This window comes from Acidimicrobiales bacterium, from assembly GCA_036399815.1.
GTDB lineage: Bacteria > Actinomycetota > Acidimicrobiia > Acidimicrobiales > DASWMK01 > DASWMK01.
This window is the reverse complement of the sequence record DASWMK010000094.1, coordinates 1-16,459: the sequence shown is the minus strand read 5'-3', so window position 1 is coordinate 16,459 and position 16,459 is coordinate 1. Positions and strand designations below refer to the sequence as shown.

Below are 16,459 nucleotides of genomic sequence, written 5' to 3'. Positions count from 1 at the left end.
GGTAGCTCGGTCCCAACTCGCCTTCGCCGGCAGGGCAACATGCCCGGCGCCGGCAAGCGTCTCGAGCGCACGAGCGAGGTCGCCAAGCTGGTGGGGTGAGCCGACCAGCTCCGGGGCGGCCGTGACCCAGTGCTGCTGCACCGTCGCGAGCGGGACCCGTACGCGGCCAGCCGTCCGGAGCAGGTCGCCGAGCCGGGCGACGGCCCCTTCTACGCTCACGGGCTCTCCGGCGTGGCAGGTTCGTTGACTGTGTAGCTGGTCGCACTCAGATACCCGTTCGGGTCGTCGGCATCGTGGCCGTCGAGGATCGCTTCGATGACGGCCTTGTGCACGAGCGGGTCGCTGATGCGCAGGCGATGGAGGCCACCGCGTTGGTCGATGTCGTTCCGGAGCCGGATGACCCGGGCGTCCGAACCCTCGAACGCGGAGATGACGGTCGGGTCGTTCAGCCCGGTCGCACAGATGAGCTGGATGCCTGACTTGCGGGCGAGCGCCTGCTGCATCGCGATGAGCTGCTGATTCGAGGCCTTCCCGAAAGGGTTGTCCAGCAGCAACGCGCCCGCTGGCCGGCGGCCGGTGGTTCGGTGGTTGGACCGCACGGCTGCGAGGCAGCAATAGAGCAGCACGGCGAGCGTGAGCTCCTGGCCCCCGGAGTACTCCTTCTCTATGCGGTCCGGGGCGCAATAGTAGACCCGGTTGTCGAGCAGCGGCTTGAGGACCTTGACCCGCCACGATGCGCCGCCGGCGTTGACCTTCACGAGGTCCTTGGCAGCCTCGGCGAGCCATCGGTCGATCTGCTCGGTGCGCGTTGCACGCTTCGGGTCGGCGGCGAGCTGCACGGCCCACGTGTCGACGCGTGTGGCGAGCCGGGCCAGCGCCTCGGTCTCGTCGAGCTTGTCGAAGTCGATGCTGAACGCGGGCTTGCCAGACAGCTCGCCGAACCCGGCAGGGATGTTGCTGCTACGGCTCACGGCGCGCAGGAGGCGGAGCTGGGCTTCGGCGAGGCCGTGAAGTTGGTTCACGAGGCTCTCTCGGTGCCGGTTCAGCTCTTGGAGCTCGTCGCGGATGCTCTTGGTCCGGATGCCAAGCTCCACCGACCAAGCCTTGGCACGATCGTATAGCTCCTCGTCGCTGGTGGACATCGCCTTCTTGGCGAGCGTGAACTCGGCGAAGCGCGGGTCGACGGCGCAGCGCTTGACCGCGTCGCGCTGGTCGGCTCGGGTCTTCGCCGCGCGGTCGCGTTCCTCGATCGTTGCGCGATGAGCAGCGATGCGGTCCTGGAGCAATGAGGTTGCTTCGTCGGGCGAGCCCTCGAACACAGCTCCGGTGGAAACCGGTTCCCCCGGCCAAAGGCTGCCGGTGTTGTGGAACGACCACCGGAACTTCTCGGCGTTCTCCGCTTCGGCCTTCGCCGCAGCTGCGGCCTGGTTCTCCTCGCGCTGCCGGTTGCGCCACTTCACGTTCGCCAGGTCGACGCGGACGACCATCGCGACGCACTCGTCAGCGCTGGTTGCCTTCCACTCCTCTGGGAGCTGAACGTACACGGCGCGGCCTTCGGGCTGGCGTTCGGTGACGGTTCGTCGCGCCTGCTCCAAGCCGTGGTTCGCCCGGACATGGTCGGCCATGCAGCGCTGCTGAGCGTCCTCCGCGGCCGCCAGCAGCGTGGTGCGGCCCTCGGGGGTGGCGGCCCGGTGGGAGGCGAGGCGCGTGTCCACCTCGGGCATCAGCTCGGCGTCGTATCGGGTGACCTCGACGGCCAGGTGAGCGACCAGGCCCTCGGCATCGTCCAACAGTGCCGCATGGCTGCTGCCGCGCTGTCTCTGCTCCAGCGCCGCACGGTGCGTACGCCATTCCTGTTCGAGCTGCTCGACGGGCGCGTCGGGGACCGTGTCGCCGGGTTCGACTCCAACGGACCCGAGCCGGTCACGCCAGCGTGCAGCGGTCTCGTTCGCAGCAGCTGCACGGGCGAGCGCGTCGTCGCGCTCGGTGGCTGCTGCGGCAATCGTGCGGTCCGCGTCATCGATCGCCTGCTGCGCCTTCGTGCGCGCTGCCGCAACCTCGGGTCGCCGCTCGGTGGCCGAGGCGGCTCGGATGCCGATCTGGTCGCAGGCGCCACAGCGGGCGGCGGCGGCTTCTGCCTGGCGGATGGTGCGCTGCAGCGTCGGGAGTGCGTCGCGGAGCTGTTCCCGTTCGGTGTCGAGTTTGGCGACCTTGTCCACGATCGCTCGGAGCCGGGTCGTGTACTCCTCCACAGTGACCTTGGCCGTGATCACGTTCGCATCGAGGGCAGGGTGCTTGTCCTGCCAGCGGCGCACAAAGCTCGTGACCTCGGCGCTGGCGGCCCGGATTCGATCTGCGTTCACACGGGAAATCGCTGCTGTCTCGGACAGTGTGTCGATCTCGGTGCGGAGCTCCTCAGCGGTACGTGCGGCCCAGTCCGGGTCGTAGACAGCTCGGTGCGGCTCGACGACGAACCCGACCTGGTCCCCGGCCAGACTACTGGTGGGCGCGGCGGTGACGAGCACGGCGATGCGGAGTGCGAGATCCGTGTCCTCGAGGACCTGTCGAGCTTCGTCTGTCCGGGCGGCGTCGGTGACGATGACGCCGTTGGCGACCTCGGGATGGCTGGAGATGAGATCGCGACGCTGGTCAACGTCGGCGATATTGGCGGCGATCCAGGTCCACCCGGTGGTCGCGCCGACGCCTGCGTCGACGAGGTGGTCACGGACTCTTTCGACATCGGCCGACGACGCCATGAGGTCGTCTCGTTCGAGCACATCGAACTCGTGCTGCCGTTCCCGAAGCGCGGTCGCAGCATCGGCGGCGGTCCGTTCCGCGGCCTGTGCCTGCTGGTCCAGCATCTGTGTCGCGCGCCTTAGGGTCGCCGGGCCTGGCTCGTCAGCGCCGATGAGCGCCACCAGGTCGTCCAGCCGCAGCAGGCTCACCTGCTCATCCCGATACCGCTCTCGTTCCTCGGTGGCCCGGCGGAGCTCGGCTTCTGCTTGCGCAAGCTGTCGCTCGTTGTGCTTCCGGTTCGGCTGCAGGCCTGTGATCTGAGTTCCTAGGGTGGCGACGCGGCTCTCCGTCGACTGCTGCTGGCCCTCAGACTCGGTGACGAGGGACTCCCAGCGCGCCCGGGCCTCGGCCGCGCTCTCGCTTAGCTTCGCGTCGCCGTTTCTCCGCAGCTCATCGAGCGCGGCGCTAGCTTCCGTGACGAGCGCGTCGATCTGGGTGAGGTCCACGTTTGCCGTCGTCCGGCCCTCCAATTGGCTGGTCCGTATGGTCTCCGCCGCGGCTCGCCTGTTCGCAGCCTCCTGGGCAATCCGGGCCGCTTCCTCGTGATGTGCAAGCTCGGCGCGCACGAGTTCGCCGTACTTCGCGGCGAGCCCAGCCGCGCGTGCTCGTACCGCGTCTCGCAGTGGCTTGAGGTCAGCTTCGGCTAGGTCGTACGCGGCTTGCGCGGCGTCGCGTGCGACCTCGGCGTTGCGGAGGCGCGCGACCGGCTCCAGCGCCTTGCAGATCGCGAATTCTCGTTTGGCGGCGTCGAGTCGCGCTCGGGCGTCCTGCTCCGCGGTGACGGCAATTTCGAGGCGGAACTGGGCTTCGTCCAGATTCAGCTGGCTGCGGATGTTGTCGAGTCGGTTGATCTCGGTGTTCGCGGTGGTGGAGCGCTCCTCGTGCTGGGCCACGCGAGTGGCGGCTTCGTCGCGCGCGGTCTCCTCTCGGGCGGCACGGGCGACGATGGCAGCGGTGAGCTCGCCTGCGGCGCTCGCTCGGATCAAGACATCGCCTTCGGCCAAGGTGGCGTATTCGGCGGCCTCGGCGAGCCGCTCGAGGTGCCCAGCCATTGTCTCGCTGAATTCGGCGTCCTGCTCTAACGTCGCTCGATTCGCGGCGGCGATGGCGTAGTCGCGAAGTGTGGTCGTGAAGTCGAGCGAGACGGACCGGTCGTTGAGAGCAGACACGAAGAACTCGATGACGGCGTCGGCGCTGTTGAGCTTGGCAACGAGCCGTTCTGCGCCGGCCTCGTCGTCGTTCATCCGCATCTGGTAGCGGAACAGCTCGGGATCGAGCTCCGTCTGCTCGTCGAGGACCGTCGCCCACTCCGACTGCGTGCGGGTCCACACGAATCGGGCCGCTGGCTTGTTCCGGAAAAGCTCGTGCAGCGCCACCCGGTAGTCGTCCAGCGTGCGTCGGCGGCCGTCGGAGAGGAACGGGAGGTCGGCGATGTCGAACCGCTCGGGAACCCTGAAGGCGTAAAACGCGCGATTCAGGCTTCCGGTGGCGACGTCACGCGGCCGCTGCCGGCCGGGCCACTCGTAGCATCCGGCGACGACGAAGCGGCCGGCGGCGACGCTCTCCCACTCGGCGACAATATGAGACGTATCGCCGGTCTGAACGAAGTCGCCGAGGTTTGCGCCGCCCATCTGCGCGCGTGCGTTAGGCACGACGATGCTGGTGAGCAGACGAAGGAGCGTCGTCTTCCCACCGGTGTTCGTGAGCGACCAAAGGACCTTCGTGGCGGCCTTGCCGGTCGGGATCGACAGGTCCAAGTCGAGCGGGTCGAACCGCGCGGCGGGCGGGCCGACGTTGCGCAGGTAGACGCGGCGCAGCATCAGCTCCGGAGGGGGCGTCGGTGCGCTCACCGCTCGTCTTTCCCGCCGGCGGCACCTTCGGCGTCGGTCACCGCGGATCTGGTGGGCTTGTCGGTGAGCTTGACGAGGCCGGCGTACACGTCACTGTCCTCCACGAGCGCGGTAACCGCGAGCCGGAACCGGTGTGTGGCCCGGTAGGTGCCGCCATCCTCGTTACTGCGACGCTGTAGCAAGCCTTGCTCCTCGAGGTACTCGCACGTGCGCTTCACGATTCCGAGCCGGTCCTTGATCGACACGCGTTTCGCGTCGAAGCGGTCCTGGCGCATACGAACCCACTGGCGCCACAGCTCGATGAGCGCGTCGTCGCTGTTCTCGGGGTCCGCGGCAGCCGCATCTGAGAGCCGGTCGATGAGCCGGTTCAGGTAGTCGACGACACCGGAGACTGCGACAACTGCGACCCGCTGGTCGTCGTCGAGCCGGTCGGTGGTCGGGTACGCGACCCGGGCCACCGACAGGACCACGATGCCGAGGAGCGCTCGTTCGTGTGGGTATGTGTTCTTCCGGAACTCGGACAGCGGCATCCTGAACGGAGCGTCAGCATCTGCGACGGCGATTGCTCCGGCGACGGGGTCGACATGGAGTGTGATGCCAGTGCCGGCGGCGACGCGGTCGGCGGCGAGCGCGAACTGCTCGTCATGTAGGTACCGGTCGACGAGCTCCCTATATGCCTCAGTTCGCGCCGGCAGCTCCTTGGGACGTGCCGCGTACCCCAGCAGGCGGCCGATGTCGGCCAGATCCTCGCCCTTGACGCTCATGCTCCTACCCCACGCCATCGAGGGCGTCGGCATCAGCCGTCGGCCATCCACCCTCGACGGCAGCCGCTGTGACGCTCACCGGGACGACGAGTAAATCATCGGCGTCGATGGTCGGGTCCTCGGTGCGAGCACCCGTCGAGATCGCAAGGAGGATAGGTGTGTCGGGCTCGGCCGCCATCAGGTTCGTGCCCAGCAACTCATGGGATGCGTGGCAGAGCACGGCCGCAACGGTCCGCGGATCGAGGGTGTCGCCGGTGGTGTTGACCCCTTCGCGGCCGCGGGTAAGCAGGTCGGACAGGTACGCGGGTTCGGAGACATCGGCGAGGAGCCCGTCAACGAGGTTCTGGTACGCGACCCACCACGGATCGACGTCTACGTCGTCGAAGAACGGGTCCTCGTCTAGCTCGCCTTCGTCCGGTTCGGTCGGCGGCTCCAGCAACTCGTCCAGAAGCACGGCTAGCGACGGGGGCACAACGGGCCGCAGCGCGGCCATTCTCTCAAACATGTCCGTGCACCAGCGCTGCACCTTGCCTGTAGGTGAGCCAAGCAGCGGTACGAGGACATCGGCTTCGAGATCGACGCGTCGGAGGCTCCCGCGGGTACGGCGGAAGCTGTCATCCTGGGCGTCGCGGTGCACTTGGCGAGCGCCGATGAGGTGGCGCTGAAGGTCCAGGTGCCGGGAGTAGCACGACCGGAGCAGGCGCACGAGCTCGTTCGCGCGCTGCCGCTGCACCGGATCCTGCTCGGCGTCGCGGCGGTCCTCCACGGCGGACAGGAGCCGCGTCTCGGCGGTGATGCGGTCGGAAATGTGGTTGAGTGCGCGGCGCAGGATGAAGGGCACGGTTTCGCCCCAGTCCCAGGTTTCGTGATCCATCTGGGTGTCCCGCAGGATGGACCGCACCTGTTCGAGGTGCTGCACCGTCAGGTAGACCGCGCGTCGGGCGATCTCGACGGCGCTGTCGAGCGCGCCACGCTCGAGGAGCGCACGCATCTGCGCTTCGGCGGCGATCTGGGCTGACTCGACGTCGAGATCAAGCGCGTCGATAAGGACGTTTACCGCGTGTTCGGAGGCACGCAGATGCACGGTCTCATCCGGGTTCCACTGTTCGTACAGGAGCCGGAACTCGTGGCGCCGTTGGGTCGGTGCGTCTCCGGTGTGGTCGACGTAAGTAACGACTTCGGGGACATCGGCGAGAAGCGCGCTCAGCACCCGCGACGCGACGAGCTCGTGCTCCGTCTCGTCATCTTCGGGATTCTGGCGGGCGGCTTGGCGTGCGCAGTGAGCAAGTGCTTCGTCATAGCTCCGGCCTGCGGAGACGCCCATCGCCAGGGCGACCTCGTCGATCGTGGCGATCGCGAGGCTCATCAGGTCGTAGCGGTCCCAGTGGTCTCCGCCGAAGCTCGCCTTGTTTCGCTCCAGGTCGTGCAGGGGCCGGGTGGCCGCGATCGCCTTGACTCGGCGGGTGATCGCGCCGTCGTCGGTCGCGATCGACAGCGACAGATCACCGAAGTCGTCCGGATAACTCATCCCCACGGGGGCAAGCCTAGAAGTGCCCTGTGACACTTTGCCCGGGGGCTGTCTGGGAACACACGTTCGTGTATGCCCGTCATGCGCGGAAGGACAGCGAGATTGCCATGCCTCGGTTCGACAGGACGCCCACGTGAAGCTGATGCGTGACCATCCTTCGGTCGGAGACGTCGACGCCGTGGCCCACTGTCTCCACGAGCAGGCAGCGCAGCGGGCGAAGCGCCGGGCCGAGGCGGTCCATGCGCTGCGCGGGTAGCCCCCGCTCGTCACACCTCCCGTGAACGTTCGGCGTTGTGCCTTTCCGGCTGACGCGCCGCGCGCTCGATGATCTCGCCCTCGACACATTTGCGCGACGGCCGGCGAATGACTTCGTCGACGTGCACGACGTCGTCCGTGCGTTCGTGGAGCAACGCAGCCAGGACCCGAAGGGGCAGGAGTGAACCAAGCTCCGCGTGACGTCCGCTCCGGTTTATAGCCCCCACCACGGGCGCTATCGCGGGCTCTGGCGGCACGATGAAGACAACGACGTCGGTGTGGGCACTCGCCGTCGGCTGGCATGAGGCGGTCAGCCGCGACGACGCCTACGCAGCGCTCAAGCGGCGCGACAGGAGAGCGACTTGATGCCCACCGAGCCGGACTACTTGGATCTCGTGTTGACGCTCGAGGAGGCCCGATCGTTCGTCGTGCAGGTCAACGAACAGGCTCCTGGTCTGATCGCGGAGGCGCGTACTCGACCCGGTGAGGAGGTGTCGGGTCGTACGCCGACACCGAGGGACTCGCAATGAGGGCGAGTCGCTTGAAGAGGTCTGGGTCGGCACAAGATGCCGCCCCTGCGAGGCGCTCGTTCCGAGCTACCGCCGTAGCCCGAATGAGTCCAAGTGGTACTCGTCGCGATGCTCCCGATCGAGTCAGGTCTGGAGAACGTTGAGTTCGAATCCCGCGACCCGGTGGTTCGGAGGCGAACGAGATCGTCGTCTGCAGGCGTTTCGTTCTGACCCCGATGGCTCCGCCGTGCCACAACGGGCGGCGCATGGGAGTTGTGAGCGGCACCTCGCGGTCACCTCCACACGGCAGCCGACCTGTGGAACGACATGGTCCAGCGGAGACGCGACCGGCCGGGTGGAATTAGGAAACCGCTGCTCTCTCCCCTGAGCTACGAGGGCGGGCATCGGCGAGCGTACCGGGCAGGGGCGCTACGATCCGTCGACCGGCAAGCGGGACGGGCTCGGCCGGCCGACACGACGGGGCACGTGCACGGCCTGGGAGGGCAGCGATCGACCGCATCCGGGACCTGTTGGGGTTCGGCGCGGCGCGCCACGACGGGGACGAGACGACCGGGTCCACGCTTCGTGGCCGGCTGAGGCTCGGCGGGGCACAACCCGGGCTCGCCTGGGGGCGGCTCCGTCGCCGGCTCCGGGGCGGCGGCCCGGAGCGCCAACCGGGTGGGCACTCGCTTCGCGAGCTGCTGGGGCTGGACGCGGCTCACCACAAGCGGGCGGGGCACACGCTTGCCTACTGCCTGCTCGTCGGGCTCCTGCTCGGCCGGGCGCACTATGCGTCGCCGGGCGCGGCCGCTGACGCCGCCGAGCCGGCCGTTGCCCACCGGGCCGCCGTCAACGCCACGCGGCTGCCGCCCAACGAGGCCGGGCGGATTATGGTGTTCATGTACCACCGGGTCGGGGACCCCGCCTCGGCGCCGGACCTCACCATCTCGCCGGCCGACTTCCGGGCCCAGCTCGACTACCTCTACGAGCACGGCTACCACCCGGTGAACCTGCGGGACCTGTTCGAGTGGGACCTCGACGTCCCCGCCGGCAAGACGCCGGTCGTCCTCACCTTCGACGACTCGAGCGACAGCCAGCTCACGATGGAGGAGCGCGACGGCGAGTGGGTGCCGACCCCCGACAGCGCCGTCGGCATCCTCACCGCCTTCTCCGCCGAGCACCCCGACTGGCCGATGCGGGGCACGTTCTTCGTGCTCCCCGAGGCGGCGCCGCCCAACAACCTGTTCGACCAGCCCGAGCTGGCCGAGGTGAAGCTGCGCTACCTCGTCGACCACGGCATGGAGATCGGCAACCACACGCTCTGGCACGCCGACCTCGCGACGGCCGGCTTCGGCCAGGTCATCGACCAGCTGGCGGCGGCCGACACGGCCATCGGCGAGCTCGTCCCCGACTACGACGTCGTCAGCCTCGCCCTCCCCTACGGCAACTACCCGGCCAACGAGGGCATCCTCCGGGCCGGCGACGGCGCACGCGGCGCCTACCGGTTCGCCGGCGCCGTCGAGGCCATGGGCGGGCCGAGCTACCCGCCGGGCGACGACCGCTTCGACCCGTTCCACGTCCCCCGCATCCAGCCCGAGCCCCAGAAGGGCATCGCGGAGACGGCGTTCTGGTGGTTCGAGGCCCACCCCGGCGACCGCTGGGTGAGCGACGGCGACCCGGCGACCCTGACCGTGCCGACCGGCGCGGCCGGCCACCTCGACCGCCACCTGCTCGACGCGGCGGGCATCGCCGTCGTCGAGTACTAGCCCCGACCCGGCGCGGCGTCGGCTGAAGGTCGGTGCGCGCGACCCGTAGCGACGCTGCCGGCAGGGCGGTCCCGGGCCCGACGGATCACGGGCAGCGGCGCGACATCACCCCTGCTTAACGGTCCCTTTGGACCCCGTGCCGTACCGTCGGGACCGGTCGCCCACGGGGGCGCCATTCCACGAGAAACGAGACGGAGATGAGGCACCGGAGCCGGACGTCCGCAGCGGTCGCACTGGCGACGGCGCTGCTCGGCGGGTTGGGGATCGTCGGCGCCGGGCCGGCGACCGCAGGGGCGCCGGCACCGAACGGGCTGATCTCCTACTCGTCCTGGGACGACCAGGGGAACTACGACATCTACGTGATGGACCCGGCCACGCACGACGCGGCGCCGGTCCGGCTCACGAGCGACGGCCGGTACAACGGCAACCCGGACTGGTCCCCCGACGGCACCCGGATCGCGTTCGACGGGTGGGGCACCCACTTCGGGCCCCGCATCCAGGTGATGGACACCGACCCGGCGACCGACGACTGGTCCGTCGTCAGCGAGCCGTGCGAGGACGACTTCGACTGCTACGGCGACTTCCAGCCCGCGTGGTCGCCGGACGGCACCCGCATCGCGTTCGTGTCGTCCCGCCCGAACGCCGACGGGAGCCCCAACTGGAGCTACGAGCTGTACGTGATGGACGCGACCGGCGAGGCGGGCGACCTGCCCCCGGCCACCCGGCTGACCACCGACCCGCTGCCCGAGTTCGGCGGCGGCATCAGCGACTCGCAGGTGACGTGGTCGCCCGACGGCGAGCGGATCGCGTTCGTGTCCCGGGGGCGCGGCGAGGGCGTCGACTCGTGCGACCTCTGGATGATGGACTCCCACGACCTCGACGGCGACGGGTTCGGCGACGACCTCACCCGGCTGACCTTCGACGAGAGCGCCCTGTGCGGCTCCACCGAGGACATGACCCCGCAGTGGTCGCCCAACTCGAGCCTGATCGCCTTCGCCAGCTTCCGCACCGGCGACTGGGACATCTGGCTCGTCAACGCCGACGACCCCACCGACCTCCGCAACGTGACGAGGACGGGCACGAACGACGAGTACCAGCCGGGCTGGTCGCCCGACGGCACCCAGATCATCTTCCTCAGCGCCGTCACGGGGACCTACGAGCTGTACGCCCTGCCCGTCCCTTCGCCCGAGTCGGCCACGACGCTCGCCGCCGCCACCGCGGCCGCCGCCGCCCGGCCGAGGCAGCTGACCTTCGACGGCCGCAACAAGACCGAGCCCGACTGGGGGGCGCGCGCCGGTTCCGTGCCGGGCACGGCGGCGCTCACCGTCGCCAGGACGGGACGGGGCACCGTGCGCAGCACGCCGGACGGCATCACGTGCGGCCGCGACTGCGCCGCCACGTTCGTGGCCAGGACGACCGTCACGCTGAAGGCCAGGCCGGCGACCGGCGCCCGGTTCGCCGGCTGGAGCGGCGACTGCACGGGGACGTCCACGACGTGCACCCTGACCATGCGGCGGGCCAGGTCCGTGACCGCCACCTTCGTGGCGGCGCCGTAGCGGGCCAGGCGCGCCGTCAGCGGATGCGGACGAGGCGCATCGTGTCGGTGGCCGGCTCGGGCTCGGTCGGCGACCCGGCGAGCACGACGGCCACGTCGCCCACGGCGGCCAGCCCGGCCCGCACGGCCGCCTGCACGGCGAACCACACGATGTCGTCGGTGCTCGTCGACTCGGGGACGACGAGCGCCCGCACCCCCCAGCTGAGCGTGAGCTGGCGGGCCGTGCGCTCCGACGGCGTGGCGGCCACGATCGGGATGCCGGGCCGGAACCGGGAGATGGCCCTGGCCGTCGCCCCCGACCGCGTGCAGGCCACGATCAGCTCCGCCTCCTGGTCGATGGCCGCCTTCCAGCCGGCGGCCGTCGTCGCCGCCGTGATCCCGGCCGGCGACCCCCGCCCTCCGGCCACCTCCTGGACGCCCAGGTTGGCGCCCCAGCCGGCGTAGTCGAAGTCCCGCTCGGCCCGCTCGGCGATGCGGGCCATGGCCGTCACCGCGGCGACCGGGTCCACGCCGATCGCCGTCTCGCCCGACAGCATCAGCGCGCTGGTGCCGTCGAGCACGGCGTTGGCCACGTCGGTCACCTCGGCCCTGGTCGGCGTCGTGGCCGTCACCATCGACTCCAGCATCTGCGTGGCGGTGATCACCGGCCGGCCGTAGCGGACGCCCGAGCGGATGATCCGCTTCTGGAGGTGCGGCACCTCCTCGAACGGGAGCCGCACCCCGAGGTCGCCGCGGGCGACCATCACGGCGTCGGCCACCGCCACGATGCGGTCGAGGTCCTCGACCGCCTCGGGCGTCTCGATCTTCGCCACCAGCATGGGCGGGTCGGCGCCCGCGGCCGAGCGCACGCGGGCGACGTCGTCGGCCGAGCGGACGAAGGACACGGCGACGAGGTCCACGCCCTCGGCCACGAGCGCGTCGAGGCGCTCGAGGTCGTCGGCGGTCGGGGTGGCGAGCGGGACCCGGGCGCCGGGGACGGCGATGCCGGGCCGGCCCTGCACGGTGCCGCCGCTGCGCACCGTCGCCGACACGCGGTCGCCGGACCGGTCGACGACGGTGAGCACCACCCCGCCGTCGCCGAGGGCGACCCGGTCGCCGGGCTGGAGGAGGGCGAGCACGACGTCGTCGGTGACCCCGACCCGCTCGGACGTGCTGCCGTCGCCCGGCCCGGCGCCGACGAGCGAGACCGGCGCGCCGGGCACCAGGCGGGCCCCGCCCTCGGGAAACGGCGCGGCCCGCACCTTCGGCCCCGGGAGGTCGGCCATCACGCCGACGCCGGGCACGGCGGCCCGCAGCCGGCGCACGCGGTCCAGCGCCTCGTCCGTCGGCCCGTGCGCGAGGGTCACCCGGGCCACGTCCATCCCCGCCGCGGCCATCGCCTGGAGCGCGGCCGGGGCGTCGCAGGCCGGGCCGACCGTCGCCACCACCTTCGTGCGGCGACCGGCCCGGCGCTCGGTCACCCGTTCGGCGCCGGGATGCAGCGGACGGCCTCCTGCGCCCCGCAGGCCAGCTCGGGGCCGAGCGCCACGCCGTCGAGCGGCACGAGGGGCAGGGTGAGCCGGCTGGGCCGGGCGACGGTGTGGAACAAGGTGTTCACGCCGGGCGTGGTCTTCGGGACGTAGGCGTAGTAGCTGTCGAGGATCGGCGGGGCGCTCACCTTCACGAGCAGCCGGTGCCCCGGCCGGAACACGTGGCCGACCGGGAACACCTCGACCAGGTACTCCTCGACGGCGCCGGGCACGACCAGCTGGGGGTTCGTGTGCGGCCGCCACGGCCGGTACAGCACGCCGTCGTCGACGTCGCTCTTCGTCTCGTCGACGGCCCGGTGGCTGGACCGCAGCATGCCCCGCTGGAGGTACGTGCGGCTGCCGTCGGGCGCCTCGTCGATCAGCTGGACGAACAGCTCGGTGTCGACCGACGTGGCCGACAGGAACAGGGTGGCGGTGATCGGCCCGACGACGGCCATCGGCGCGGTCATCGGCGAGGTGCGGTAGACGAGCTCGTCGGGCCCGTCGGCGGTCGTGAACGGCGGGCCGAACGCCGGCCCGGCCTGGTACGACCACGCCTGCCGCCGGGAGCCGGAGAGGTACGCGTCCGACGGCGCCTCGAGCACGCCCGGGGCCGAGCGGGTGAGGCGGCCGCCGCTGCGGAAGTGCCAGTCCGTCCACCGCGTCGTCTCGAGCGGGAAGTCGGTCGACTCGATCCGCCCGTTGGACACGAGCACGCCGTCGGCGTCGCGGTGGGTCTCGAGCAGGGTCGTCACCGAGCGGCGGTCCTCGTCGAGCGCGCCGAAGCGGGGATCGGCGGCCACGCCCATCCAGTGGTCGACCCAGGCCTTGCGGTCGGCCCACACCTCCGGCCCGGCGCTCGACGGGTTCTGGGTGTCGTGGTCGCCGTTGGTGATCACCAGCCGCTTGGGCACGCCCCGCACCAGCTCCCACAGGTGCGTCGGGCCGCGCGGCCCCGTCTGCTCGTCCTGGTACGCGCCGGTCACGTGGATCGGCACGTCGATCAGGTGGGCGTAGGTGACGAGCGAGCGGGCCCTGAACCACTCGCTGTCGGTGTCGTTCAGGCCCTGCACGAGCGGGTCGTCGAGGACCGTCCGCCGCTTGGTCAGCTGGTCGTTCGCGCAGCGCAGGCGGCGGTTCTCGACGTCGTCATCGTCCTCCTCCCGGAAGATGCCGGGGGCGACGCCGCCGAGCAGGTCGTAGGCCGGGCGGATGGCGCCGGCCCACAGCAGCGGGAAGCCGTAGTTGGCGACGCCGCCCGGGTACGTGAGCCCCCGGTAGAGGTCGTCGATCAGGCCGGAGACGGTGACGGCCCTGAGGTGGCGGGGCCGGGTGGCGGCGACCATGAAGCCGGTGATCCCGCTGTAGGAGTGGCCCATGATGGCGACGTCGCCGTCGGACCACGGCTGGCGGGCGATCCACTCGTCGATGACGTACTTCCCGTCCTCGGCGCTCTTCCAGCTGAACAGGTCGAACTCGCCGCCCGAGCAGCCGGTGCCCCGCACGGACGCGTGGACGGTGACGTACTCCCGGTTGAACCGCTCGGTGAGCTGGCGGCTGTCGTCGTGCGGGAGGACGGGGACCATGGTCAGGCCGAGGTCGTTCAGCAAGGTGCCGTTCTCGGCCGAGCCGCCGTCGTAGCCCGACATCTCGAACACGGTCGGGTACCGCTGCCCGGGCTGGTAGCCGTCGGGGAGCCGCACGTTGACGGCGATGTCCACGCCGTCGGGCATGGTGACGTAGTCGTTCGGCGCCGCGACCGCCCGTGGGGCGGGCGCGGCGACGAGCACGGTCGCCCCCGCCAGGACGGCCAGCACCGGCGCCAGCAGGCGCCCCCACCACGGGCGTGGGCCCATCGACGTCCCCCTCACTCGGAATGCGGCCGCCCCGTACCCTCGCGCTCGCGGGGGGAAACGGCCAGCGCGGGGACGGGCGGGTCAGCCGGCCGCCACCGCCACGCAGGTCGAGAGCTCCGAGGTGGCCTGGTCCAGGTCGTGGACGACCTGGGTCGCCGTCGCCGAGACGACCTGGCCCGGGCGGCTCCGCCCGGAGAAGGACTCGTCGAACGACGCATGGCCGTCGCCGTCGGTCCGCACGGTCACCGACCCGAGCAGGCGCCCGGCCTCGCCGTGGCCGGAGGCGTCGCAGGCGGCGTCGGCGAAGACCTCGACGCGGAACGACGCTTCGGGCAGGGAGTCGAGCGTGCCGGCGACGGTGGTGGTCGCGCCGGCCGCCGTCGCCGTGGCGATGTCCGGGAAGTTCTGGAGCCGGTTGGGGCCGTCGTCCTCGTCGCCGGGGTCGTTGGCCGTCACGCCGTCGCCGAGGAGGTCGACGGCCAGCCCGGCGTTGTCGTGCACGAGGTTGGACGTGACGGCGACGTTGCCAGCCCCCGCCAGCAGCTCGATCCCCGGGCCCCGGTTGAAGGCCACGCGGTTGGTGCCGTCCAGGAACGCCCCGCCGACCCAGCTCCGGTACGGCCAGGACGTGGCGATGCCCAGCGACACGCCGGCGCCGCCGTTGCCCAGGCGCCGCGTGCCCGTGAGGTCGGTGCCGATGGCGTTGGCCTCGACGACCACGTTGCCGTAGCCGTCGACCGCGATGCCCCGGCCGCGGTTGGCGGCGATGACGTTCGGGGCGTCGACGACGCCGATGCGCACGGTGGCGTTCGTCTGCCGGATGCCGTCGCCCAGGTTTGCGAGCGGGGCCGTCCCCGTGACGTCGGTGCCGATGCGGTTGCCGGCGACGAGCAGGCCGACGGGCCCGAACGCCAGCTCGAACCCGACGGCGACGCCGTGGCTCCCGTTCCCGGAGATCACGTTGTCGGCGACGACGCCCGCGGTCGCCGAGATCGAGACGCCGCCGCCGGTGTTCGGCACGGCGGACGTCCCGGCGACGTCCGTCCCGATCCGGGAGCCCCTGACGATCGTGCTGCTGCCGCCCTCGGACCGGATCCCGACGCCGCCGTTGCCCGACACGACGCTGTCGACGACGTCGGCGTCGACGTAGCGGAGGAAGAGGCCGTCGCCGGCGTTCCCGCGGTCGACCGTCCCGGTGACGTCGGTCCCGACGAAGCTGCGGTCAAGGAGGAAGTGGCGGCCGGCGACGACGATCCCCTCGGCGCGAGAGCGGTTGACGGCCAGGCCACGGACGACCGGGATCGGCGAGATGTAGGCGGGTGTGACCTCCAGCGGCCCGGCGCGGACGAGGTTGATCTCCACGACCGGCGCTCCCGCGTAGCCGGGTTGGGTCGTGCCGTCGATCGTCGTGCCCCGCAACAGAGGCGGGAGGGGCCTCGCCGGCCGGATGCCGAACGGCGGCGAGCCCGGCAGGGCGAAGGCGATCGTGCTCGCGGTCTCGGCCGGCAGCGCGTTCGCCGCCGTGATCGCCTCCCGCAGGGTGCAGCTGGCCTCGTCGCACCCACCGGTGTCGTCGTCCGACACGGTCGTGACGACGAAGGTCGCCGAGCCGCCCTCCGCAGCCGGCGCCGGCGTGGCCGGCACGGCCACCCCGACCACGACGAGGGCGGCGATCGCCGTCCGTGTGCGCATCGGTCGTCCTCTCCTGGTTCTGCTGGTGGGCCGGTGCCGGTGTCAGAGCACGACGCGGACGGTCACGAGCGGCGAGATCCGGCCGAGCATCAGGGCGCCGGCCGGCCCGAGCGCCATCGCGTGCCACGCGGACTGCCCCGCCTCCACGTACACGATCCCCGTGCCGCCGAACGTGCGGTCGGGGCGTCCTCCCGGGCGGAACCGCAGCACGGCGACCGCTTCGCCGTCGGTGCGGTCGTCGTTGGCGGCCACGACCACCCGACCGTCGGGTTGGACGCCGACGCCGACCGCGGCGTCGCTGAGCCCGCTCCCGAGCGGCACGGTGACGACGCCGTCGCCGCCGAAGGTGGGGTCGAGGCTGCCGTCGCCACCCAGCCGCA

The 16,459-nt window shown here is 71.2% G+C and carries 11 protein-coding genes; 3 read left to right on the top strand and 8 right to left on the bottom strand.

Annotation, left to right across the window (positions count from 1 at the left end):
- Window positions 1-215 precede the first annotated feature (215 nt).
- From VGB14_06865 to VGB14_06850, 4 genes are all read right to left on the bottom strand, one after another.
- On the bottom strand, window positions 216-4,616 hold the full coding sequence (locus VGB14_06865; GenBank protein HEX9992629.1) for a hypothetical protein: 4,401 nt from the start codon (window positions 4,614-4,616) through the stop codon (window positions 216-218).
- A 26-nt stretch (window positions 4,617-4,642) separates the two neighbouring features.
- The gene (locus tag VGB14_06860) at window positions 4,643-5,410 is read right to left on the bottom strand and encodes a hypothetical protein (protein ID HEX9992628.1); all 768 of its coding nucleotides are present in this window, start codon (window positions 5,408-5,410) and stop codon (window positions 4,643-4,645) included.
- A gap of 4 nt (window positions 5,411-5,414) precedes the next feature.
- Window positions 5,415-6,944, bottom strand: a complete 1,530-nt coding sequence (locus VGB14_06855; GenBank protein ID HEX9992627.1) for a hypothetical protein — start codon at window positions 6,942-6,944, stop codon at window positions 5,415-5,417.
- A 73-nt stretch (window positions 6,945-7,017) separates the two neighbouring features.
- Window positions 7,018-7,179: a hypothetical protein gene (locus VGB14_06850; protein HEX9992626.1), complete on the bottom strand. Its 162-nt coding sequence runs from the start codon at window positions 7,177-7,179 to the stop codon at window positions 7,018-7,020.
- Between the two features lie 52 nt (window positions 7,180-7,231).
- On the opposite strand from VGB14_06850, the gene VGB14_06845 reads away from it, so the two are divergent.
- From VGB14_06845 to VGB14_06835, 3 genes are all read left to right on the top strand, one after another.
- Entirely contained in the window at window positions 7,232-7,378 is a 147-nt protein-coding gene (locus VGB14_06845; protein HEX9992625.1) for a hypothetical protein, read from the top strand.
- An 854-nt stretch (window positions 7,379-8,232) separates the two neighbouring features.
- A complete protein-coding gene (locus VGB14_06840; GenBank protein HEX9992624.1) occupies window positions 8,233-9,468 on the top strand; it encodes a polysaccharide deacetylase family protein in 1,236 nt (411 codons plus the stop codon).
- 197 nt (window positions 9,469-9,665) lie between these two features.
- The gene (locus VGB14_06835) at window positions 9,666-11,024 is read left to right on the top strand and encodes a hypothetical protein (GenBank protein ID HEX9992623.1); all 1,359 of its coding nucleotides are present in this window, start codon (window positions 9,666-9,668) and stop codon (window positions 11,022-11,024) included.
- A 16-nt stretch (window positions 11,025-11,040) separates the two neighbouring features.
- Here VGB14_06835 and pyk read toward each other — a convergent pair whose 3' ends face one another.
- The 4 genes from pyk to VGB14_06815 form a co-directional block, all read right to left on the bottom strand.
- The gene (gene pyk, locus VGB14_06830) at window positions 11,041-12,483 is read right to left on the bottom strand and encodes a pyruvate kinase (GenBank protein HEX9992622.1); all 1,443 of its coding nucleotides are present in this window, start codon (window positions 12,481-12,483) and stop codon (window positions 11,041-11,043) included.
- Window positions 12,480-14,387, bottom strand: coding sequence for a CocE/NonD family hydrolase (locus VGB14_06825; GenBank protein HEX9992621.1), 1,908 nt, complete (start codon window positions 14,385-14,387; stop codon window positions 12,480-12,482). The genes pyk and VGB14_06825 overlap by 4 nt, the downstream gene beginning before the upstream one ends.
- Window positions 14,388-14,468: 81 nt before the next feature.
- Complete coding sequence (locus tag VGB14_06820) at window positions 14,469-16,079, bottom strand: CSLREA domain-containing protein (GenBank protein ID HEX9992620.1); 1,611 nt, start codon at window positions 16,077-16,079, stop codon at window positions 14,469-14,471.
- 42 nt (window positions 16,080-16,121) lie between these two features.
- On the bottom strand, window positions 16,122-16,459 hold a 338-nt coding region (locus VGB14_06815), incomplete at its 5' end, for a hypothetical protein (GenBank protein HEX9992619.1).

Bases quoted from the DNA above. Each gene is read 5' to 3' on its own strand.
- VGB14_06865 (HEX9992629.1), bottom strand. From the start codon at position 4,616: ATGCTGCGCCGCGTCTACCTGCGCAACGTCGGCCCGCCCGCCGCGCGG.
- VGB14_06860 (HEX9992628.1), bottom strand. From the start codon at position 5,410: ATGAGCGTCAAGGGCGAGGATCTGGCCGACATCGGCCGCCTGCTGGGG.
- VGB14_06850 (HEX9992626.1), bottom strand. From the start codon at position 7,179: ATGGACCGCCTCGGCCCGGCGCTTCGCCCGCTGCGCTGCCTGCTCGTG.
- VGB14_06835 (HEX9992623.1), top strand. From the start codon at position 9,666: ATGAGGCACCGGAGCCGGACGTCCGCAGCGGTCGCACTGGCGACGGCG.
- VGB14_06825 (HEX9992621.1), bottom strand. From the start codon at position 14,387: ATGGGCCCACGCCCGTGGTGGGGGCGCCTGCTGGCGCCGGTGCTGGCC.
- VGB14_06820 (HEX9992620.1), bottom strand. From the start codon at position 16,079: ATGCGCACACGGACGGCGATCGCCGCCCTCGTCGTGGTCGGGGTGGCC.